Here is a 20,370-nt window from a genome sequence, read left to right as displayed (position 1 = left end):
GCCAGCACACCCGCCCGCCCCGCCAGCACACCCGCCCGCCCGGCCCGCCGCCCGCCCGCAGGCGGGCCGGCAAGGGGCACCGCCGGCCGTCACCCGCCGGCCGTCACCCGCCGGCCGACGCCTGCACCCGCGTCCCGGTGAACACACGGATGTTCTCCGCGACCGCCTCACACACCTCAGCGACCTGCCCGCCGAGATAGAAATGCCCCCCGGGAAACACCCGCAAGGAGAACACCCCCTCGGTCAGCTCCCGCCACGCCATCGCCTCCTGCACACCCACCCGCGGATCGGCACTGCCCGTGAACACCGTCAGCGGACAGCTCAACGGCACACCACCCGCCGCATCCGGCACATACCGGTAGGTCTCCACAGCCTCGAAATCCGCCCGCAACGCAGGCAGCACCATCGACAGCACCTCCCGGTCCCCCAGCAGACCAGGATCCGTACCCGACAGCACCCGCACCTCCTCCACCAGCGCATCATCACCCAGCACATGCACACGCCCGTCCCCGCACACAGCAGCCGAACGCCGCCCCGAAACAATCAGCCCCAACGGCTGCGCACCCTCCCCACGCAGCACACGCGCCAACTCGAAAGCAACCACAGCACCCATACTGTGCCCGAACAACACCAACGGCAGATCATCCCAGCCACGCAACGCCTCACGCACCCCCCCGACCAGCCCCGCCACCGACGTCAACGCCCGCTCCCCCCGACGGTCCTGACGCCCCGGATACTGCACCGCCACCACATCCGCACACCCCACCAACCGCTCAGAAAACGGAAAAAAATACGACGCCGTCCCACCCGCATGCGGCAAACACACCAACCGACACAACCACCCCCCACCCAACCCACCCAACCCACCAGACCCACCAGACCCACCAGACCCACCAGAATGAAAACGCCGGACCCACGCCCCACCATCACCACCCCGACCACCCGCCATACAACACACCCCCACCCATCGACACCAACCCCGGCCACACACCGAGCTGACAACACCCACCCTCACCACCACCACTAAAGAACCCCCAAACTTCACCCCCCAACCCACACCACAACCACAACCCACCCAGCCCGGCCCGCACCGCCGGGGAATCCCTTCACGTCACGGCGCGGCGGAACTCACGGTTTATGGGTCACCCAGAGCAGTTCCGCCGGCCAGCGGTGTGCCCAGTCGGGTGGGTCGGTCTTGTTGTAGCCGTTGGGTGTTCCCGGTTCGGGCCGCGGCTCGATGAGGTCGTCGATGATGAGACCCGCGCCGCGCAGGACCCTGACCCAACCGCCGTAGGTGAGCTGATAACTACTCGCGCCATCGCCCTCGGCGATGGCGCCCAGCCCGAAGTAGTCCTGCTGCAGCGTCGTACTCACGCGGCCGGCGACTTCGTCGTAGCAGGCTTCGAACCATGGACTGGCGACGTTGAACACCAGCCGCCCGCCCCGACCCAAGACACGTGCGGCCTGTGGGACGGCCAGGTGCGGGGGAGCCCAGCTGAGCCCACCGAAGTCACAGAACACCAAATCGAAGCTGCCGGCGGCGAACGGAAGCTTTTCAGCGGCGCCTTGCACCAGCGGATAGCGGGCCGTTCCCATCGCCCTGGCCGCTGCAGCGAGTTGCGCTTCGGACAGGTCGAGCCCGACCACATTGGCGCCCTCGGCCGCGAGCGCCCTGGACCACTGGCCGGCGCCGCAGCCGAGTTCCAGGACGCGCTTACCGGTGACATCGCCCAGGGCATGCAGGTACTCGTCGGGGATCGAGTACATGCCCCACAGCCGGGGCGCGGCGCCGATTTGCGGGTCGTGCTCGTGCTGGTAGGCGCTGCTGATCCGGTTCCAGAGCCGCCGGTTGGCGGGGATGCTGTCCACGCGCCGACTCCAGCACTGCCTGCCCCGAGCGGTCAACACGATTAAGGCACCGGCCGGCGCTCAGCCACGGCCCATGTTCCGCCGGACGAGCCCAACACGACACCGTCAAAACCACCCGCGCTCCACACCACCCGAACCCCACACTCCCCGCAACACACCACACACCTCACCCACCGTCGCACCCGCAGCCAGCGCATCCTTCATCGGGAAAAGGACATTCCCACCGCCCTCCGCCACCACACCCACCGCCCGCAAAGCACCAGTAACCCGCTCAGCACAACGCCACGCCCGAACCTTCGCAAGACACTCCACCTGCCCCACCACGCCACCACCCACCCCACCCCCCACACCCCGGCCGCACCGGCACCCGCCACGCGCAAGCCCGGCACCGCGAAAACCGCCCCGGGCCGCACCCCACACGCCACCCGCCCGCTCCACCCCCTCCACAAGGCCAAAGGCGGCCCCGGCCACCTCCCCAGCCAGCCGCTCAACAGCACACAACCCGACGGACGACCGCGCCCGCAACACCGTCCGCGACACACTCCACCCGCCGTCAGCACCCAGGGAACAGGTACCGAACCGCGCACCACACAACACCCCAACACGCCCACCGAACTCACGCGCCACCAACCGGGCCCAGACCCGACGCGCGGCAAGAACCTTCGCCGCACCCTCAACAACCGTGACACCCGCCGCGAAAACAAATGACAACCGCGAAACAGCCACACCCGCATCCAGACCCCCCGCCACAGCCGCCCGCACATACGCAAGACCGTCAGCCACCGTGAAAGCAATCTCCTGCGCCGCAGACGCACCCACCCCGGCCAGCTCACAGCCGGACAACCCGGCAGACACCCAACGCGGAAGCTCAGCCGCGCAATAACACAGAACATCCGCGGCCAGCCGCACCGATGGCCCGGGCGGGAACACCCCGACACCCCGCACCACAAACCCACGCAACGGATCATTACCCACCCCACCAGCCAGCCGGCTCCCCGCCACCCCGCGCTCCTCCGCGACCAGCTGATACAGCAACAGCAACGGAGCAGCCACCGCGTCAGCAGCCAACACCACGGTCACACGGCCGAACGGCACACCCGCGAACAGCACCCGCATGTCATCAATCGAGTCGACCGCCACACCCCCCACACCCACCCCACCCCCGACACCCGGCACATCAGAATCACAGCCACGCCCCGTCGGCACATCGAAATCAACCACCAGATCCCTCACCCCCCGCCCCACGGCCCGCCGTAGAACAGCATTCGCCTCGACCACCGAACGCCGCCCGCCCCGCACATCCGACACCACCACACGCGAACCAGCCACAACCAACCACCCCACCATCCAGCACACCGTGAGCACGCCTCAGACAGCCACCCTCACCCACACCACCAAAGCCCCACCAAAGAAACCCGGACACAGAACACCGGAACATGCCGGCAGGCGATCAGGCGGCACCGACGAGGGGTGGAACGCCCGGGCCTGCCACCGGTCGGGTCCGCCGAGGCGGGCGCCGGCCCTTGTCGCGCGCGGGCGGGGCACGGGCCTCGCCCGCCGCACAGACTCGCCCCAGACCGCAGCGGATGACGCGCCGCAAGGACACCCGGGTCCGGGCCGAGCCGGTTGGGTGCACAGGCCGGCCATGCCATGCCCCTCCTCACGCGCAGGTTCCCCACTCTCCAGCGGACCCGGCCGGATCTGCGCCTGACCGGTTCCCTGCCCCTCCCCCAGTCGGCGAACACCCCGCACCAACAACCGGGCGGGCGGAGCCATCTACGCACGCCAGGAAGAGCCAGGACGAACCACGGCCCAACGACCCGGCAGCCGCGCCGCGGTCCCGGAACCCAGGACGACCCCGGCCGGGCCTCCGCCCGAACAGCCGCAAAGCATCCTCCACACCAGACCCACGCACTCCCGACCGCCCTACCTCCCGGCCCTCACTGCCAGCACCCTGCCTCTTCGCCCGGCCCACCCGCGACGCCAGGGCCCAGTAATCCCCACGTGCGGCACACCCACGGACACCCCTGGAGATTCCCATCCCCCACGCGGGCACAGCAGACAGCAGAAAGGCCGCCGCCACGCAGCCAAAGCCCGGTCGGGCCGGATAGTCTGCACCCTCATGATGCGCGTCTGGATCCTGCCGGTACTCCTCGTGACCTGCGGTGCGGCCGTCACAGCCGCACTGGTCCTCACGGGAAGCCCCGGCACAGCCGTGGCCGAGCTGCCGGTGTTCATGGCACTCGCCGTCGTGAACTCCCCCCTGATCTTCCCGAGATCCATCGATGCGCAGGAAGCAGAGCGGCGCAGCGCGGCCGACGGACAGCCAGTCGTCTACTGGCGGCCGGGCTGCACGTACTGCATGCGGCTGCGTATCAGGCTGGGCCGCAACGCCCACCGCCTGCACTGGGTCAACATCTGGCAGGACCCAGCGGCAGCCGCCACCGTAAGAACCGCCAACAACGGCAACGAGACCGTCCCGACCATCGTCATAGCAGGCCGCACGCACACCAACCCCGACCCCGCATGGGTACGCGAACAACTCCCCTCCCACACATAATCACCCAACCCCGCACACACCACATGCCGCATGCCTCCAGAGGGGCCTTCCCAACCCGCCACCGACCACACCAGCACTGCCTCAAAACAGGACCCGACCAGGCCAGACACAGCAAACCCGCTATCACATATCAACTCGTAAGGGCGGCAGGCCCGCAAGGACCTCGTGTCAGAACACATCACACACGCGCCGGCGTCGACCGCCTGAAGCGGCCTCATCCACACCCGAGGGCCGGAGCCCGGACCCCCGGGCTACACCGCCACGGTCCCCAGCTCCAGGACCGGGACAGGGACAGGGACAGGGACCAGGTACACGTGCCGACCGTTGATCACGGTCACGCTCGCGAACACCCCGGAGCCGCCCACGAGTCCGCAGGTCACCGTTCGCAGAACCCATCCCCGGGCCCCGTTCCCGGGCTGCTGTCGGCCGTGGCGGCCGCTCAGTCGGGTGGGGCAGCTGGGCCGGTGATCCGGTACCCCACGCCGGGTGTGGTGGCGATGACCGGGGGATCGCCGAGTTTGCGGCGCAGGCGGCTGACCGTCACCGTGACGGTGTTGGTGAACGGGTCGGCGTGTTCGTCCCAGACCTGTTCGAGGAGGTTCTCCGTGCTGAGAAAGGCGGGGCTCGCGTTCAGGAGGGCTTCGAGGACCGCGAACTCCTTCACCGAGAGGTCGAGTCGGCGGCCGTCACGGCCGACGGTGCGGCGTATCGGGTCGAGTTCGATGCCCGCCGCGCTCAGGATGCGCGACCGGGCGGCGGGACGGCGGCGGGCCAGGGCGCGGATACGCAGGACGAGTTCGGGAAAGTGGAAGGGCTTGGCGAGGTAGTCGTCGGCGCCCAGGGTCAGGCCGCTGACACGGTCGCCTGGTGAGTCGGCGGCGGTCAGCATCAGGACCATCACACGGCCGTCCCGCTCGGTGATCATCTGGCAGAGGGTGTCGCCGTGGATGCCTGGCAGGTCGCGGTCGAGCACGACGACGTCGTATGCAGTGCCGTCCAGCTTGGCTGCGGCGTCCAGCCCGTCATATGCCACGTCCACGGCCATGCCCTGGTCACGCAGCCCCTCGGAGACGACTTCCGCGAGGGCGCGGGCGTCGTCGACCACCAGGACTCTCAACGCGCCACGCCCGTCTCCATGCCAGGCGCCTGCACCCTCGTCCCGCCGTCCGCAGGAGGGAGGGTGACGGTGACGCGCAGGCCGCCGTCGGGGCGGGCGTGCAGGTCAAGGATGCCGTGGTGGGCCTGGGTGACGGCAGCGACGATGGACAGGCCCAGGCCGCTGCCCTGGCCGGTGCCGGTCCGGTCGGCGCCGAGGCGGCGGAAGGGCTGCGCAAGGCCTGCCACCCGCCGCTGGTCGAGGACCGGTCCGCCGGACTCCACGACGAGGGACACGGCGTCCGCGTCGTCTTCTTCGGCCCGTACCGCGATACTGATCCAGCCCCCGGGCTCATTGTGCGCGATCGCGTTGTCGACCACGTTGTCGGCCACCCGGCGCAGCAGCACCCGGCTGCCCCACACCCACGCGGAGTCGTCGATCCGGTGGGCACGCACGGTCAGCCCCTTGGCCGCGATGTCCTTCGCCCGTCCGGTCAGAGCGGTCAGCACGAGCGGACCGAGGGCGAGCCGCGCCGAGTCGGTGAACTCACCGTGCTGGGTGCGGGCCAGGACGAGGAATCCCTCCAGCAGCCGGTCCACCCGGTCCAGTTCGGTGCGTATCCGGGTGGCCAGCACGGCCATGCTCTCCGGCACCGGTCCCGGCTTGGCGAGAGCCACGTCCAGGGAGGCCCGCATTGTGGTGAGCGGGGTACGCAGCTCGTGGGAGGCGTTGGCGACGAAGAGCCGCTGGGCGTCGAAGGAACCCTCCAGACGGCCGAGAAGATCGTCGATGGTGTCGGCGAGGTCCTTCACTTCGTCGCCGGGGCCGCCGATGGCCAGGCGTTCGTGCAGGCTGTCGGCGGTGATCCGGCGGGTGGCCGCGGTCATCACGCGCAGCGGGCGCAGCACCCGGCCGGCGACGAACCAGCCGAGAGCGACCGAGATCACCGCCATCACGGCGAGCGCGATGGCGGAGCCGGCCAGGATCTGCCGGGACTGGGTGTCATGCGCCTGGGCCAACTGCTGCTCCAGACCGGCGATGCGGCCCTTCGCCCGCGCCGCCGTGACGGGCGGCTCAGCGGTGCCGCCGCCGGGGGCGGTCCGGCTGGAACGAGATCCGCCGGACGCCACCACGGCCGCGATGGCCAGCAGCGCCGTTCCCGACAGCAGGAACAACGTCACGTACAGGACGGTGAAGCGTGTACGGGCAGTGCCACGGCGCAGGCCGAACCGAGCCATCAGGCCCAAGAACCCTCGGGGCGGACCCCATGTCATCCGCATACTCCCCTCCCGTCACCGCACCGCAACACCTACCGGGCCAGGCTAAGCCGAGACACCTAACAGCGGGATGACAGCGGCCGTTCGGCCCATGTAACCCGCCCGGTCACAGGGTGGGGCCCATGAGCCATGAGAGTACGAAGGCGACGATCGAGGTCATCGGTCTGCGCAAACGCTTCGGGCCGCAGCCGGCTCTGGACGGGATGACGTTCACCGTGCGGCCCGGACGGGTGACCGGCTTCGTCGGCCCCAACGGCGCGGGCAAGTCCACCACCATGCGCGTGATCCTGGGCCTCGACACGGCCGAGGAAGGAAAAGCCCTGGTCGGCGGGGTACCGTACCGCACCCTGCGTCGCCCGCTTCGGCATCTGGGAGCACTGCTCGACGCCTCCGCACTGCAGCCGAGCCGCACCGCCCGCCACCACCTGCTGTGGCTGGCCCACTCACAGGGCCTGCCGGCCCGGCGGGTCGACGAGGTCATCGAGCAGGCCGGCCTGGGCACAGCGGCCCGCCGCAGGGCCGGTGGCTTCTCACTCGGCATGCGCCAGCGCCTGGGGATCGCGGCCGCGCTGCTCGGTGACCCGCCGGTCGTCATGCTGGACGAGCCCTTCAACGGCCTCGACCCCGACGGCATCGTGTGGATGCGCGGCCTTTTGGCGGAGCTGGCCCGGCAGGGCCGCGCCGTCCTGGTCTCCAGCCACCTGATGAGCGAGCTCGAGGACACCGCGGACCATCTCGTCGTGATCGGCCACGGCCGGGTCATCGCGGACACCAGCGTGTCCCAGCTGCTCGCCGAGGCGTCCGGCGGCCGGGTCACCCTGCGTACCTCCGCCCCCGCGCGCGCCGCCCAGGTCCTGCACGGCGCGGGCGCCATCACCGTCGCCACCGGCCCCGACACCCTCACCATCACGGGCCTGCCCGACGCGGAGACCGTGGCCCTGCTCGCCCGCAACGGGGTGCCGTTCTCCCAGGTCTCCACGCACCGGGCGACCCTCGAAGAGGCATACCTGGAACTCACCCGGGACACGGTCCAGTACCGGGGCATCCCGGCACCGGAGGCCACCCGATGACCACCGCCCCTACCTCTCGTCCCCCGGCCACCAGGCCCGCTGAGCGAGACGGGTTCCCCAGGACGCTGCACGCCGAGTGGACGAAGTTCCGTACCGTACGGGGCTGGGTCCTCGCCACGGCGGGGGCGCTCCTGGTGACCATCGTGGTCGGCCTGCTCGGCACCGCCGCCCCCGCCCCCGGCGGTCGCGGCGCCCACTCGGCCGCGTACCCGAAGGGCCCCGGCGGCGAGGCCGTCAACGACAGCTTCTACTTCGTCCACCGGACGCTCACCGGCGACGGCACCCTCACCGTTGCCCTGCAGTCGCTGACCGGTACGGCCGACACCGACACCGGAACCGACACAGACACCGGAACCGGCACCGGCACCGGCAGAACGGCCCGGAGCGCCCAGCCCTGGGCGAAGGCCGGGATCATCGTGAAGGAAGGCCTCACCCAGGGATCCCCGTACGCGGCGGTCATGGCGACCGGCGGCCACGGCGTGCGCATGCAGTACAACTACACGCACGACACAGCGGGTCCTTTAAGCAAGGCCGCCCCGGAGTACCCGCGCCAGCTGCGCCTGGTCCGCTCCGGCGACAGCCTCACCGGCTACACCTCCACCGACGGCTCCCACTGGACCAAGGCCGGCCATGCGAAGCTGCCCGGACTCGCACGCACCGTGCAGGCCGGGCTCTTCGCCACCTCACCGGAGGCCAAGCAGAACACCGCGACAGGCACAGGCTTCAGCCCTGCCGTCGCCACCGGCACCTTCGGCCGCCCCGCCCTCACCGGCAACTGGTCCCAGAGCGCCTGGCGCGGCACCCAGGTCAGCGGCGACGCAGGCACCTCCGGCAGCTACACGAACACCACCAAGGGCGACTTCACCCCAACCAGCGGCGGCGGGTACACCGTGACCGGAGCCGGCGACATCGCACCGGTCGTCGGCGGACCCGTCATGGGCGCCGGCTTCACCGTCGAGAACTTCCTCGTCGGCACCTTCGCCGGGCTCATCGTGCTGGCCGCCGTGAGCACGGTCTTCATCACCGGCGAGTACCGCCACGGCCTGTTGCGCACGACCATGACCGCAACTCCCCTGCGGGGCCGGGTACTTGGCGCCAAGGCACTGGTGGCCGGGGGCATCGCGTCCGTCACCGGCCTGATAGCCGCCGCGATCACCCTTGCCCTCGGGGAACACAGCACGCGCGGCAGAGGCTTCCGCATCCTCCCCGTCACCTCCGCGACCGAGGCACGCGTCATGGCCGGCACCGGCCTGCTCTGCGCAGCCGCCGCCGTACTCGCTCTCGCCGTCGGCACCCTGCTACGGCGCAGCGGCACGGCAATCACCCTGGTCATCGCATCGATCGTGCTGCCCTTCCTGCTCGCCACCTCCGGTGTGCTGCCCCCGGGCGTCTCCCAGTGGCTGCTGCGGGTGACCCCGGCCGCGGGCTTCGCCGTCCAACAGACCCTGCCCCAGTACGCCCAGGTCCTCAGCGTGTACGAACCCTCGACCGGCTACTACCCACTGGCGCCCTGGGCCGGCCTCGCCGTGCTGGGCGGATACGCCGCAATCGCCTTCGGCCTGGCCGTGGTGCGGCTGCGCAGGAGGGACGTATGAACCCCCTGGGCAGTACGCGACTGGCGGACACGGCGAACGGCGCGTGGCACGTGACCTTCACCCACACCCTGCACGCCGAGTGGACGAAGCTGCGCACCGCAGGGGACACAGGCAGGCTGCTCCTGCTGACCATCACACTGACCGTGGCCGTCGGCTGCGGCACCGCCAAGGCCGTGAAGTGCCCGGACACAGGGTGCGGCCAGGACCCCGTCAAGCTCGCGCTGACCGGCATCACCGTCGGACAGGCGGTCATCGCCGTCCTCGCGGTGCTGGCCATCAGTAACGAGTACGGCACCGGGATGATCCGCACCACGCTCACAGCCGTGCCGAACCGGCTCACCGTCCTTGCCGCCAAGGCGACCGTCCTCACCACAGTCGTCCTCGCCTCCGGAACGGCTGCCGTCCTGGCCTCCCTCCTCGCCGGCCGCTGCGTCCTGCCCGGCAACGGATTCACCGCCGCGCACGGCTACGCCCCGCTCACCCTGGCCGACGGCCCAACCCTGCGCGCGGCCGCCGGCTCGGTCCTCTACCTCGCCCTGATCGCCCTGCTCGCCCTCGGCACAGCAACAGCCGTCCGGGACGCAGCAAGCGCCATCGCAACCGTCCTCGGACTGCTCTACCTGTTCCCCATCCTCACCCAAGTCGTCAACAACCCCCATTGGCAACACCGCCTCCAACAGATCTCCCCCATGACCGCCGGACTCGCGGTCCAGGCCACCGTCCATCTGCGCGAGCGGCCCATCGGCCCCTGGGCCGGACTGGGCGTCCTCGCCACCTGGGCCGCAACCGCACTCATGACCGGCAGCCTGCTGCTGCACGCACGCGACACCTAACCGAACCAAACCGACCACCGCCACGGCCGACCGCGACTTCGAGCACACCGACCAACCACAAGGCTCAGCCAGCAAGCCCGCAGGCAAACACCCCCAGCCGCCCCGCCGTACCGGACACCCACCGAGACCAAAAACACCACCAACACCCACAACACGGTGTCGACCCGGAACCGACAGAACAACTCAACGCCCACGCCCACGCCCACGACAACGCCACACTCAACGCCCCAGCCCATCACCGTCGCCCTCGCCCTCGCCCTCGCCCGCTGACCGCACAGGACCGGGCCTGCCGCTCGGAGGAATGCGGCAGGCCCGGCCTCTCGTCACGCCCCCACACCGCCACCCCCGGCGCACGGCATTCGCATCCCCGCTCCGGCCTACGGGACCAGCTGGTCGTCGGCGGGACGCCGGTCCGGATGGACAGCCAAGACCGAGACGGCTGAGCGCGGTCGCCCAGTCCGTCAGGTTGTTCACCCCCGAGCCTCGTTCGGATCGCCCCCGAACTGCAGACTGATCATCTGCTTTCCGGAGTCTTGGCCCTACATCGAGTCGTATCTCCTGTTGACAGCGTCAGCAGCGTGTCGCTGACAATCGCTCGGCGCTCCGCTGACCCCGGAGTTCCTAGCTCGGGCACCAGCCGTGAAGCGGGGGGCGTGGCCCTGCTAGCGTGCCGCCGTGCCTTCGGAGATACCCCAGCTCGTTGACGAGCTTGTCGCGCAGATGAGGTCTGGTTCGGCTTCCGGCTACCAGCGGGCTATGTCGCGATTGGGGGACACCGCGCGTGCGGGAGGCTCCGCGAGTTTGACCGCCGCGGTCGAAGCTCTTGCGCCGTGGCTGCCGGGTTTGGCGGGCGACTTCGCCAAGACGGCCGTCCTGGCGGGCGCGTGCGTCGAATGGGGCGGTTCACCCTTGGCGCTGGCCAACGTGCTGCCACGGCGCGCCGCGGAGGCGATGATGCTCAACGATCTGGTCCCGGGGTGCTGGGCCGAAGCGGCTCCAGGACGGCCGCTGCCGGAGCCGGTGAGCACCAGCACGAAGCAGCTGGTGCAGGCTCTCGTCACCCTGGCCAGGCCGGAAGGGCGCCCGGACGAGGAGGACCTGACCCGGATCGCCATGTCCTGGTTCGACATGGAGGACTGGCTCAAGGCGCTGATCACCGTCTTGGGGCACGGTCCTTTCCGTGCGGTGCTGCCCACTGAGGTCAAGACCGAACTGCGGGAGTACGCAGCAGCGGTCGCCGACCGGTCGCAGCGCGCTGACTGGGTCGGAAAATTGGCTGCCGTCCTGGACGACGAGCCTCTGGTCGTCCTCAACCCCCGTGCCTGTAGGGGGTATGTCCTCACGATGAGTGGTGTCGGGGACAACTTTCAGCTGCATACCCTGCTCGCGGACCGGCTCATCGGCGACTCCGACCAAGGCATGGTTCCGGGGGTCCGCCCCGACCGCTCGTGGGTCGAGGCAGCGACGGACGCCGACCCGCACCTGGGCCCCGACAACCCGGCGCTCCGTCGCTTCCGCCTTTTCGACGGCCATGGCGCCTATGTCTCTCCGGAAGGGGTACCCGCCGACATCAAGCCGCTCGAAGGCACCCGCGTGCTGGTACTGCACCCACCGAACGCGGACTATGGCATGGGCGTCGGCCGGATCTTCCAGAATATGGTCCCCACCCTCAGCCTTGATCGGGTCCTGGGACAGGACGAAGCCGAGTACTGGCTCACCCGCATCACCCCCGCCGTCGAGAACGACTTCCTGGCTGACCAATGAATCCGCTCCGGAGCTGTCCTCGGAGTTCGAGAAGCTCACAGTGGGCCGCGGCGAGGACGTCTTTCACCCGGGCGATGTGTTGCGGCACTCGGTGGCGAGTTGCCGAGTGAGGCGGCGAACCAGGGCACCGGTGGCTGCCTCGGTGCCGCATGGGTGCCCGTCTTCGGCGACGGAATCGCCTCGCGCACCGCGAAGGGCCTCAACCTGTGGGCGCAGGACAGGGCGCTGGCAGATGAAGCCGATGGACACGCTGGCCGCCCTGGCAATCGACGTCACGCATATGGGGTTGCGTGTCTTGCGGCCTTCCTTCGGTTTGTTCTTTCACGGCTTGTGAGCTTTGCCCTGATTGCGTTCAGCGACGCTTCAGGACGTCCGGTCGTCTTGCCCACGTCGTAACTGGTGGCAGGCCGCCGGTTCTTCGAGCCGAGTGGGCGCCCCGGGCCGGGAGTTGAGGGCTTGGGTACACAGGCCGGAATGAGCCGGAGTTGGGTATGTGCCGCGATCACGAGCCACGTCCGCCGGTCCGCGGCCTCGGGGCTGCGGAGTCTGGGGCGGGTCCAGCCGAGCGCCTGCCTTTCGAGTCGAGAGGCTGTTCAAGATCGAAGTGCCGCAGGAACGCTTGCCGGCGCAGGTCGACGTCCTTGCTGGTCATGCCGGTATGGGAGGTCCACAGCCAGACGGGCAGTCGGGCAGTCGGGGACCTCTACCGGGTAGACGATCCACCGCCAGGCGGATCAGGGTGTCCTCGATGACGGGGAGTTCGCTTTCGTGGTCGATCCGCGTGCCGCGGGCGGGGAGCCTGAGGTGGATGCGGTCCCAGGCCATCGCCTGGGCGGTGCCGTAGCGGTCGGTGACCTGCACCGTCTCCGCGTCGGGCTCGCCCCAGGTATCGGGCCCGGCACAGCGGAACTCCTGGCCGTGCTTCGGCGGTCACCCAACCTGGGGATAGGACAGCGCATACTCCCCGAGCGCGAGTACCGGCCGTCGCATCACCCGGTCCGAGCGCATCCTGCCGAGGATCTCGATGGGAAGGCATTCCAGGAAATGATCCATGCTCGGGGCGTCGTAGCCGGCATCGCATACGACCAGGATGTCGTCGGTACCCGCCTCCGACGGGCCTTGGTCGATCAGGTCGGTTACCACGCGGCGGACCTGAGCCGCGGTGACTTCGGCAAGGTCGTCGTAGGAGCCGAGCCGGACCGCGTCCAGCAGCTGACACCACGACGTCCGCCCCGTCTCCAGCATGGCGACGAAGAAGTACGGCCAGCCGGGGATGAACTGGTCGCTGGAGCGTCCCGAGCGTCCCGAGCGTCCGCAGACGTGACAGGACAGGCGGTCTGGTCTCGTCTGGTCCGGTCCGGTCCGGTATTTTCTGGTCTGGTCTGCTCTGGTCAGCGCATCCGGCCGCGGCCACGCGGAGACATCGACGTCCGGGACCAGGCGCCCGCCGACGGCCTTGGGCTGCTGCAAGCATCGACACGGCCGTGCGCAGCCTGACCACGTCGATACGCCCTGATTGAGCGCGTCGTACAACGCGCCGTGCCCACGCCGGTGCTCGGCCAGCAGCGTCAGACCGGCCAGCGAGGTCACCGGGCCGTCCTCACGGAGCATCGCGTCGCACAGCTCGAACAGGGTGTCACCGCGCCGGGTCAGGTATGTGTAGCGGTCTTCCTGGAAGTGGGACGTGATGTCGAACGCCTCGTCCCGGGCATCGTGATACAGCAGAATCTCCCCTGGCGGTCCTGGGTCCGATGGATTTGGTGGGCAGCCTGCTCTGAACATCACTCAGGATCAAGCCAAGACCGCTGTCCGCGCACACCGAACTTCCCGGTGGGTGAAACCCCTCGGGAGGTCGTTCGACCCGGCTGCAAGGCCTATGCGAAGTCGGTGTATGCGAGGTGGGCTGCGCAGACTCGGCACCGGAAGAGATATGCCGTCGCCTCACCGTCCTTGTCCAGCGAGGCGAGGAAATACTCAACCTGCTCCGACGGCCAGCCCCAGCCGTTCGCCTCCCGCCGCAACATCTCCAGTACTTCCGGATAAACCGCGAGTTCGGCGGACCCAACCGGGCCCAGGAACGCGGCGCCGTCGGCGCAGTGGAAGAACCACTGGGGTTCCTGCCACGCGGTGAAGCCCGGAGTGCGCTGGTCGACCGCTGCGAAGACCTCCAGGGCCACGTCATCGCCCAGGCATGTTCCGGCCGTGAAGTGGGCGTCGAACCGCTCGGCGGCGCCGCCGTCCGCGATGCACCACGGGCACAGCCGATACGCAAGTTCGTCGGCCGCGTAGACCGGGCCCTTGTAGACATACCCGCGCTCCCGCCCACAGCAGATGCAGACCGTGCCAGAAGGCACGATCACGCCCGTGGCGACGGGGTCGGGGTGGTACGGGAATTCAGGGAGCAGCTCAGTCACAGCCCATAACCGCAGCAATCGGCTCCTGTCGGCGAAACTCGGGGACAGCGGCGAGTGGCCGCGGTGACTGGCATCATCTTGGACCAATGCTCGGGACTTGTGGATCGGTTCCAGAAGAGCACGCGGAAGGCGTACCTTCCCGAATGATCCTTTGATGGTCACCGAGTAGGCTCGCGTTCGTAGCGCGGGTCGGAAAGGCACGCCCGTGCTCAGCGTAGTCACCGACGACGGTTCCACCCAGTCCGGCTCCTTGATCGACGAGATCGTCCGCGAGGGCGCCCGCCGCATGCTGGCCGCCGCTTTGGAGGCGGAAGTCGACCAGTACATAGCCGAGTTGGCGGCTGAAACTGACGATCACGAGCGGCGGCTGGTGGTTCGCAACGGCCGCCACCTACCACGGACCGTGGTCACCGCGGCCGGGCCGGTCAAGGTCCGGGCCCCGCGCGTGAACGACCGTCGTGTCGACGGGGCCACCGGCGAACGCAAGCGGTTCTCTTCAAGGATCCTGCCGCGGTGGTGCCGCAAGTCGCCGAAGGTCTCCGAGGTGCTGCCCCTGCTCTACCAGCACGGCCTCTCCTCCGGGGACTCCGGGCCCGCGCTGGAGCAGTTCCTCGGCTCCGCGGCCGACCTGTCACCAGCCACGGTGACCTGGCTGACCAGGCAGTGGAGCGACGACCACGCTCCCTTCCAGGACCGCGAGTTGTCCCAGACCGACTATGTATACGTGTGGGCCGAGGGCCTGAGCGAGTCAACCGAGTCGTGGGCCGACCTGCTGCGCGACTGCCGCCGGCGCCGCATGGGTGACCCCGAACTGGTTGTCGGCGACGGCGCGATGGGACTGTGGAGGGCGCTGGCCGAGGCGTTTCCGGCGGCCCGGCATCAGCGGTGCTGGGCCCACAAGGCCCGCAATGTCACGAACTGCCTTCCGAAGTCCGCTCAGCCGGGCGCGACGAAGGCGAACCTGCGGACCACGAACCCCATCGAGTCGACGTTCTCCACGGTCAAGTCGCGGACCAAGGTCACCCGCGGTGCCGGCAGCCCGGCCGCGGCCCTCGCGATGGTGTTCAAGCTCGTCGAGTCCGCCCAGGCCCGCCGGCGCGCAATCACCGGAGCTCATCTGGTGCCCCTGGTCAGTGCGGGCGCCCGGTTCGAGAACGGCGTCCTGATCGCGCGAGAGGGGACAGCCGCGTGAGCGAGATCCCCAGCCCCGGCAGCCGTCGTAGCAGCGTTGAACTGCAGATTGAACGGGTCATCGTCGCATCCCTGGAACAGGCCACTGTCAATGTGCGCTGCCTGCGGGGACCGGTCCATCGCGGCGCCCGCTTCAACCGGCTCAGCGGTTCAGCCCAAGCGATCGATCTGGCGTTGACGCAGGCCGTCATCTACGGGCATCGAGTGGCAGCACTCGACACTGGCCTCACCGCCTTCGTGACGCTCCGAGGAGAAGGCGTTCAGCATCTCAAATCGGCCACCTTGGCCTCCGGGCGGCAGGTCATCGAAGGCGCCAACCCGGCGTCCTAACCCAGCGATCCACAGGAACCGACAACAACTCCCCGTACCGCGGGTGACCGTGTGCTTCTGACGTGGACAGGCAGACTCCGGATTGAGGGCCGGATCCATCGAGGCCCTGGCTGAGAGCGTGGAAGACGGCGGCAGCACGGAATGGCTATGTGATGTCTTGGCGGATGGTCGTCCCGAGGCCTATCAGCAGTTCGCGGAGGAGTACTACGAGGTCACTACGGACATCGAGGCCATCCACCACATCCATGCGCTGCAGCCTCTCACTCAGAGTGTCGTATCGGCGTTGAATCCTGACGTCGAGCTCGTTGACCTCGCTGACGATCTGGCACAGATCGGATACCCCGTTCCGGGGGCGGAAGCCACCTCCGGAACCACATGATCACAGGACAGGCCCGCCGCTTCTGACATTGATGGTGGCAGCAGCGTCACGTCGATATCTGCACCGATCTCCCTCCCCCGAAGAACAGACCGAGACTACGTCCGCGCGATCTCCTGTCGGAGTTGATGGGTGAAGCGGCGCAGGAGATCCTCCGTTTCCCTGTGCTCGGCCCTGCGAACGTCCCTGCCCTCGCTGGGCCGGGAGTTCCAGACCCGACCCGCGAGATCGGCGGCGAGTTCGACGGTGTCGTCGTCGCTGAGCCGTGTTTGCCGAAGGTAGTCGATGAGCTGGACCACGGCGGTGTTGAAGCCGACCCCGGCTTTCAGCTTCTGTTCGCGCATCCACATGCGGTCCTGTCGGCGCGCAGTGAACCAACACCCGAACACGGCCCCTGTGAGGCCGAAACCAGCCCCGATGGCCACGGACAGGATGTTCACCACGCCCCCCCATCCCACGGCTGACAGCACGTTACAGAAGTCATCGAGGGGCCACCTCGACAAGTGACCCGAACGAAACGCCTGGTGCTGTGACCGGGACGGTTCGCCGGGGTCAGCTTGATCAGTCCGATCGTGCTGGTTCCCACCGCCAGGAGGTTTGGCGAGGGAGGTCGTCGAGGTCCCCGCGGCCGGTGCACCAGAGGAGTACCTGGGTGGGGTCTCCGGGCGGGGCGGCGGGGAAGAGCCGGTTGAGTACGGCCGCACTCAGTGGTGCTGGTGGTAGCCAGTCCACGGACAGCCCCTGCGTGATGTCGTGAGTGTGCAGCAGGGTTTCGGCGACGCCCATCGCCGCGAACCCCTCGGGGTCGCACGGACCCCAGTGCCAGGCGCGCAAGGTCGGGTCGGCTGTGGACAAGGCGCTGCTGAGCAGTCCGCCGCAGGCGGTGACGGCCTGGAGTACCGCAGCCGGTGAGGCCGTGGGGCGGACGTTCAGGTCGAAGGGGAGGTAGGCGTCGGTGGGCTGTGCTGCCAGCTGTCCTGCGTAGGCCGTCAGGTCGTGGCCGATGTGCGCTGCTGTTTGCCAGCAGGTCCATTCGAGCGGCCCCGCCGGCACCGTCCAGTCCTCGGCGGTATGAGGGCTGAGTGTCCGCAGCATCTCTGCCACGGCGGCGTCGACATCCTGGTGGTTCATGCGGAACTCCTCGCGGTTCGTGCGACGGGTGCCTTCGTTCACGTGAAGTAGCAGCGTTTGAGCACCGGTTTGGACGGCGTTGGCGATCTTGAGCGTGCGGATGTTCACGCGAAATGACGTCACGGTCGTACGGTGCCGACGGAGTACGGCAGAAGGGGACCACCCTCTTGATCATCAGTCATCAGGCTCTCCCGAAGTGCGGATGCTGTCGGTGGACTGGGAGGCCAAGCAGTGGACGACGACCATTGGTTCGGCTGGCCGGAACGGTGGGTCGGTACGGACTGCGCCGTGCGGACGGCCGTGGGCGCGATCCTGCGGGAGGTCAAGAACGGGTTCAGGTACGACGAGGTCCCTTGGCGGCGGTTCCCGCACTTCTACGGCCCGGGCGAGGAGATCCCCGGACTCCTCGCGACGCTGCGGAACCGCAGACGCCGAAGCCGCCGACAGGGCCTTGCAGCAGCTCGGCCTTGCAGCAGCTCTGGACGAATCTTCACCACCAAGGCGGCACGATCGCGGTAGGGGCGCTGGCGGTGCCATTCCTGCTCCGGATCGCAACGACCGGGTACCCCTGGCTCCGTGCCTGAACCCTTCGCCTGATCGCCAAGATCGGCCGGTGTCAGCGCATGGGGGACGGATCGCGGGAAGGCCTGCTTCATGTCGCCGAGGAGCCGTTGATGAGCGAGGGCAGCACGGGGTGCCCGGTGGACTGGACGATCCAGGCCGCCCGGCTGGCCCTCACGGGCGACCTGCACCTTCTGCTCCCTCTTCTCTCCGGCCCCGACCCCGAGGTCCGCTCCGTGACCGCCTACGTCCTGGCGGCGGCGACCGGCGACCTTTCACACGTCTCCTCGGCTCTGCAGTGCAGGCTGGCGAAGGAAGACGATGCGGTGGTCCGGGTGAGCCTGGTTCTGGCGGTCGCCCAACTCGCCCGCGAACACCAGAATGACCACGCTCCCAGGTGGGCCCGGGATCTCTGGTCGGATCCCAGGTGACCGCCCGAGGTCCGTATCGGCGCCGTCCTGGCCTGGCTGTGCCTGGTCACCGCCCCGCCCCCGACGAACTCCGCACCCTTCTCACCGGCCCCCGCACTCGTCAATACGACGCCCTGCTACAGCCGGTGCCACGGCTCGCCTGGGTCGACCCCTCCGGCGTCGGGCTGCGCAGTTCCATCGACGAAATGCCCCCGACGAACATCCCCGGAACATTGCTTGATGGCCCACTGCTCTGGGGTGGAGAACCATCAAGCTGAAGCACAGCGGTCAGCTGACCTTGGCGGTGATTCAGCCCGCGCCCGGGTGCCGGCGAGGCTCTGGCCGAGCGGGCGCCGTCGCCGGCTGAGAGCGGGAGCGGGGTGCTTGCGCGGTACTTGGGACCGCACAAGCACGTCTCATGCGCCGGTGACACCGTCGATCTGCTCGCGAATGAGATCAGCATGACCGTTGTGACGCGCGTATTCCTCGACCATGTGCAGCATGATCCAGCGCAGGGAGACCCCCTGATCGCCCAAGAAACCCGCCTCCTGTTCGGACAGGCGACCGGAATCGTCCAGCGACGCGTCAGCGATCAGCTCACGGCCTCGGGCGACCTCGGACTGCCAGGCAGCCGTCGCCTCGTCGAGCCCCCGGTCCGGCCGGAGCGCATAGCCGTCGACGTTGCTCTCCCCGAAGACTGGCGGCACATCCTGACCTGCGAATACACGCTGAAACCAGTTGCGTTCCACCTCAGCCACGTGCTGAACGAGCCCGAGCAGCGTCATCGACGAGGGTGACACCGCGGCAAGCCGTAATTGATCATCCTTGAGGCCCGAACACTTCAGGGCAAGAGTTGCACGGTGAAAGTCCAGCCATGCCTCCAGCATGGCGCGCTCGTCAGCATGTGCGGGTGGGATGGGCCGTCCGTCCGGTGTCGTGTTCATCGGCACACCATGGCAGCAACCGCCCTCGCCCACGGCCACCTTCGCGACGAAGTCCTTGATGAGCAGGTGCTGTGCCGACGTCACGCCGTACCGGTCGATGTGGTCGAACACGACCTGGTGGTCGCGGGAGGCGCGGGAGCACCAGGCCAGGAACTGATCACGGGTCAGGTGCTTGGGGACCGCCTCCTGGTCCACGAAGGCTTCCGGGTCCGACGTGTGTGCCGGGCAGGGAACGGGCAGCACAGCAGGCGCCTGCGAGCCGGCCGGCTCAGGGCCCGGTGTCCTGGCCCGGGAGAGCAGCAGGCTCGTCAGCAGGACTGTCCGGCAGCCGGTATCGCGGCCTTTGCCGACACTGCGGTAGCCCGTGCCCAGAACCTGCGCCCTTCACACGCCCGCACACCCACCTCCCCCGATCAGGGTGTTTGACCAGCAATAGCCCGGTCCGCGTCTCCCCCGCCCGACACCGTTGTGCCAGTGACGGGATGCCAACCACGCGCCCCGCACGACCATGAGGAGACACATGCGAGCAAAGACGGCCCTCACCGCCGGCGCACTGGCGCTCACCCTCGCCGCCGGTGCCGGCTGGGCCGCCCAGGCAGCCCCCGAGCACGCCCCCGCCACCAAACCCGCACACACCCGCGTCATCGACGGCTATCAGATCGTCACCCTCCCCAACGCCAACGTCCCGAACTTCCAGCGAAGGACCGTCTTCTGCCCGACCGGCAAGCACGTCATCGGCGGAGGAGCCGAAGCCCAGGGCAACGATGCCATCCTCGTCGGCAGCTTCCCCACCTCGGACGGACGGGGCTGGATCGCACTCGGGCGACAGAACGCCTACAGCAGCGTAGGCATCAGCGTCTACGCCATCTGCGCTTACTGATCCGGCCCACCATCTCCCCACGCCGCAAACCCGGCGGCGGGCACCGCACACCGGGCTCGGCGGCATGAC

At 68.9% G+C, this 20,370-nt stretch carries 19 protein-coding genes and 1 pseudogene; 10 read left to right on the top strand and 10 right to left on the bottom strand.

Annotated features, from left to right (window positions below; genetic code table 11):
• Positions 1 to 103: 103 nt before the first annotated feature.
• The 3 genes from IEZ11_RS26700 to IEZ11_RS26690 form a co-directional block, all read right to left on the bottom strand.
• Positions 104 to 949, bottom strand: coding sequence for a thioesterase II family protein (locus IEZ11_RS26700; protein WP_189265404.1), 846 nt, complete (start codon positions 947 to 949; stop codon positions 104 to 106).
• Between the two features lie 179 nt (positions 950 to 1,128).
• On the bottom strand, positions 1,129 to 1,869 hold the full coding sequence (locus tag IEZ11_RS26695; RefSeq protein ID WP_189265403.1) for a class I SAM-dependent methyltransferase: 741 nt from the start codon (positions 1,867 to 1,869) through the stop codon (positions 1,129 to 1,131).
• A gap of 105 nt (positions 1,870 to 1,974) precedes the next feature.
• A complete protein-coding gene (locus tag IEZ11_RS26690) occupies positions 1,975 to 3,216 on the bottom strand; it encodes a methylmalonyl-CoA mutase family protein (RefSeq protein WP_268239928.1) in 1,242 nt (413 codons plus the stop codon).
• A gap of 775 nt (positions 3,217 to 3,991) precedes the next feature.
• Between IEZ11_RS26690 and IEZ11_RS26685 the strand changes: the two genes are divergently transcribed.
• Positions 3,992 to 4,429 (top strand): glutaredoxin domain-containing protein, encoded by a 438-nt coding sequence (locus IEZ11_RS26685; protein ID WP_189265401.1) that lies wholly within the window; start codon positions 3,992 to 3,994, stop codon positions 4,427 to 4,429.
• A 439-nt stretch (positions 4,430 to 4,868) separates the two neighbouring features.
• Here the strand turns inward: IEZ11_RS26685 and IEZ11_RS26680 are convergent, their stop codons facing one another.
• Both IEZ11_RS26680 and IEZ11_RS26675 read right to left on the bottom strand, forming a co-directional pair.
• Positions 4,869 to 5,546, bottom strand: coding sequence for a response regulator transcription factor (locus IEZ11_RS26680; protein ID WP_189265400.1), 678 nt, complete (start codon positions 5,544 to 5,546; stop codon positions 4,869 to 4,871).
• The gene (locus IEZ11_RS26675) at positions 5,543 to 6,706 is read right to left on the bottom strand and encodes a HAMP domain-containing sensor histidine kinase (RefSeq protein WP_229713376.1); all 1,164 of its coding nucleotides are present in this window, start codon (positions 6,704 to 6,706) and stop codon (positions 5,543 to 5,545) included. The genes IEZ11_RS26680 and IEZ11_RS26675 overlap by 4 nt, the downstream gene beginning before the upstream one ends.
• A gap of 218 nt (positions 6,707 to 6,924) precedes the next feature.
• On the opposite strand from IEZ11_RS26675, the gene IEZ11_RS26670 reads away from it, so the two are divergent.
• From IEZ11_RS26670 to IEZ11_RS26655, 4 genes are all read left to right on the top strand, one after another.
• Positions 6,925 to 7,872 (top strand): ABC transporter ATP-binding protein, encoded by a 948-nt coding sequence (locus IEZ11_RS26670; RefSeq protein ID WP_189265398.1) that lies wholly within the window; start codon positions 6,925 to 6,927, stop codon positions 7,870 to 7,872.
• The gene (locus tag IEZ11_RS26665) at positions 7,869 to 9,467 is read left to right on the top strand and encodes an ABC transporter permease subunit (protein WP_189265397.1); all 1,599 of its coding nucleotides are present in this window, start codon (positions 7,869 to 7,871) and stop codon (positions 9,465 to 9,467) included. The genes IEZ11_RS26670 and IEZ11_RS26665 overlap by 4 nt, the downstream gene beginning before the upstream one ends.
• Positions 9,464 to 10,300, top strand: coding sequence for an ABC transporter permease subunit (locus IEZ11_RS26660; protein ID WP_189265396.1), 837 nt, complete (start codon positions 9,464 to 9,466; stop codon positions 10,298 to 10,300). The genes IEZ11_RS26665 and IEZ11_RS26660 overlap by 4 nt, the downstream gene beginning before the upstream one ends.
• A gap of 801 nt (positions 10,301 to 11,101) precedes the next feature.
• Positions 11,102 to 12,064, top strand: coding sequence for a hypothetical protein (locus IEZ11_RS26655; RefSeq protein WP_189265395.1), 963 nt, complete (start codon positions 11,102 to 11,104; stop codon positions 12,062 to 12,064).
• Positions 12,065 to 12,336: 272 nt separating this feature from the next.
• Here IEZ11_RS26655 and IEZ11_RS26650 read toward each other — a convergent pair.
• Positions 12,337 to 13,786 (bottom strand): annotated as a pseudogene (locus IEZ11_RS26650) (transposase).
• 152 nt (positions 13,787 to 13,938) lie between these two features.
• A complete protein-coding gene (locus IEZ11_RS26645) occupies positions 13,939 to 14,478 on the bottom strand; it encodes a CbrC family protein (protein WP_189265394.1) in 540 nt (179 codons plus the stop codon).
• 205 nt (positions 14,479 to 14,683) lie between these two features.
• On the opposite strand from IEZ11_RS26645, the gene IEZ11_RS26640 reads away from it, so the two are divergent.
• From IEZ11_RS26640 to IEZ11_RS26630, 3 genes are all read left to right on the top strand, one after another.
• A complete protein-coding gene (locus tag IEZ11_RS26640) occupies positions 14,684 to 15,670 on the top strand; it encodes a transposase (RefSeq protein ID WP_189265393.1) in 987 nt (328 codons plus the stop codon).
• Positions 15,667 to 15,999, top strand: a complete 333-nt coding sequence (locus IEZ11_RS26635) for a hypothetical protein (RefSeq protein WP_189265392.1) — start codon at positions 15,667 to 15,669, stop codon at positions 15,997 to 15,999. Before IEZ11_RS26640 ends, IEZ11_RS26635 begins: the two co-directional genes overlap by 4 nt.
• 118 nt (positions 16,000 to 16,117) lie before the next feature.
• Complete coding sequence (locus IEZ11_RS26630; protein ID WP_189265391.1) at positions 16,118 to 16,378, top strand: hypothetical protein; 261 nt, start codon at positions 16,118 to 16,120, stop codon at positions 16,376 to 16,378.
• A 95-nt stretch (positions 16,379 to 16,473) separates the two neighbouring features.
• On the opposite strand, the gene IEZ11_RS26625 is transcribed toward IEZ11_RS26630, so the two are convergent.
• Positions 16,474 to 16,818, bottom strand: a complete 345-nt coding sequence (locus tag IEZ11_RS26625; RefSeq protein WP_189265390.1) for a hypothetical protein — start codon at positions 16,816 to 16,818, stop codon at positions 16,474 to 16,476.
• 118 nt (positions 16,819 to 16,936) lie between these two features.
• Positions 16,937 to 17,629, bottom strand: a complete 693-nt coding sequence (locus tag IEZ11_RS26620; RefSeq protein WP_229713375.1) for a maleylpyruvate isomerase N-terminal domain-containing protein — start codon at positions 17,627 to 17,629, stop codon at positions 16,937 to 16,939.
• A 551-nt stretch (positions 17,630 to 18,180) separates the two neighbouring features.
• Here IEZ11_RS26620 and IEZ11_RS51105 point away from each other — a divergent pair.
• Positions 18,181 to 18,498 carry a hypothetical protein gene (locus IEZ11_RS51105; RefSeq protein WP_229713374.1) on the top strand — a complete coding sequence of 106 codons (318 nt, stop codon included), beginning with the start codon at positions 18,181 to 18,183 and terminating at the stop codon, positions 18,496 to 18,498.
• 395 nt (positions 18,499 to 18,893) lie between these two features.
• On the opposite strand, the gene IEZ11_RS26605 is transcribed toward IEZ11_RS51105, so the two are convergent.
• Positions 18,894 to 19,421 carry a DinB family protein gene (locus IEZ11_RS26605; protein ID WP_189265429.1) on the bottom strand — a complete coding sequence of 176 codons (528 nt, stop codon included), beginning with the start codon at positions 19,419 to 19,421 and terminating at the stop codon, positions 18,894 to 18,896.
• A gap of 520 nt (positions 19,422 to 19,941) precedes the next feature.
• On the opposite strand from IEZ11_RS26605, the gene IEZ11_RS26600 reads away from it, so the two are divergent.
• On the top strand, positions 19,942 to 20,301 hold the full coding sequence (locus IEZ11_RS26600) for a hypothetical protein (protein WP_189265389.1): 360 nt from the start codon (positions 19,942 to 19,944) through the stop codon (positions 20,299 to 20,301).
• The last annotated feature ends 69 nt before the right edge of the window (positions 20,302 to 20,370 follow it).

It is taken from the genome of Streptomyces fuscichromogenes (genome assembly GCF_014645815.1).
Lineage (GTDB): Bacteria > Actinomycetota > Actinomycetes > Streptomycetales > Streptomycetaceae > Streptomyces > Streptomyces fuscichromogenes.
This window is presented reverse-complemented; position numbering and strand designations above follow the sequence as displayed.

What these genes read in the sequence shown, in the direction of transcription:
- IEZ11_RS26670 (WP_189265398.1), top strand. Translation starts at nt 6,925, where the DNA reads ATGAGCCATGAGAGTACGAAGGCGACGATCGAGGTCATCGGTCTGCGC.
- IEZ11_RS26600 (WP_189265389.1), top strand. Translation starts at nt 19,942, where the DNA reads ATGCGAGCAAAGACGGCCCTCACCGCCGGCGCACTGGCGCTCACCCTC.
- IEZ11_RS26660 (WP_189265396.1), top strand. Translation starts at nt 9,464, where the DNA reads ATGAACCCCCTGGGCAGTACGCGACTGGCGGACACGGCGAACGGCGCG.
- IEZ11_RS26690 (WP_268239928.1), bottom strand. Translation starts at nt 3,216, where the DNA reads ATGGTGGGGTGGTTGGTTGTGGCTGGTTCGCGTGTGGTGGTGTCGGAT.
- IEZ11_RS51105 (WP_229713374.1), top strand. Translation starts at nt 18,181, where the DNA reads ATGAGCGAGGGCAGCACGGGGTGCCCGGTGGACTGGACGATCCAGGCC.
- IEZ11_RS26605 (WP_189265429.1), bottom strand. Translation starts at nt 19,421, where the DNA reads ATGAACACGACACCGGACGGACGGCCCATCCCACCCGCACATGCTGAC.
- IEZ11_RS26665 (WP_189265397.1), top strand. Translation starts at nt 7,869, where the DNA reads ATGACCACCGCCCCTACCTCTCGTCCCCCGGCCACCAGGCCCGCTGAG.
- IEZ11_RS26700 (WP_189265404.1), bottom strand. Translation starts at nt 949, where the DNA reads ATGGCGGGTGGTCGGGGTGGTGATGGTGGGGCGTGGGTCCGGCGTTTT.
- IEZ11_RS26685 (WP_189265401.1), top strand. Translation starts at nt 3,992, where the DNA reads ATGATGCGCGTCTGGATCCTGCCGGTACTCCTCGTGACCTGCGGTGCG.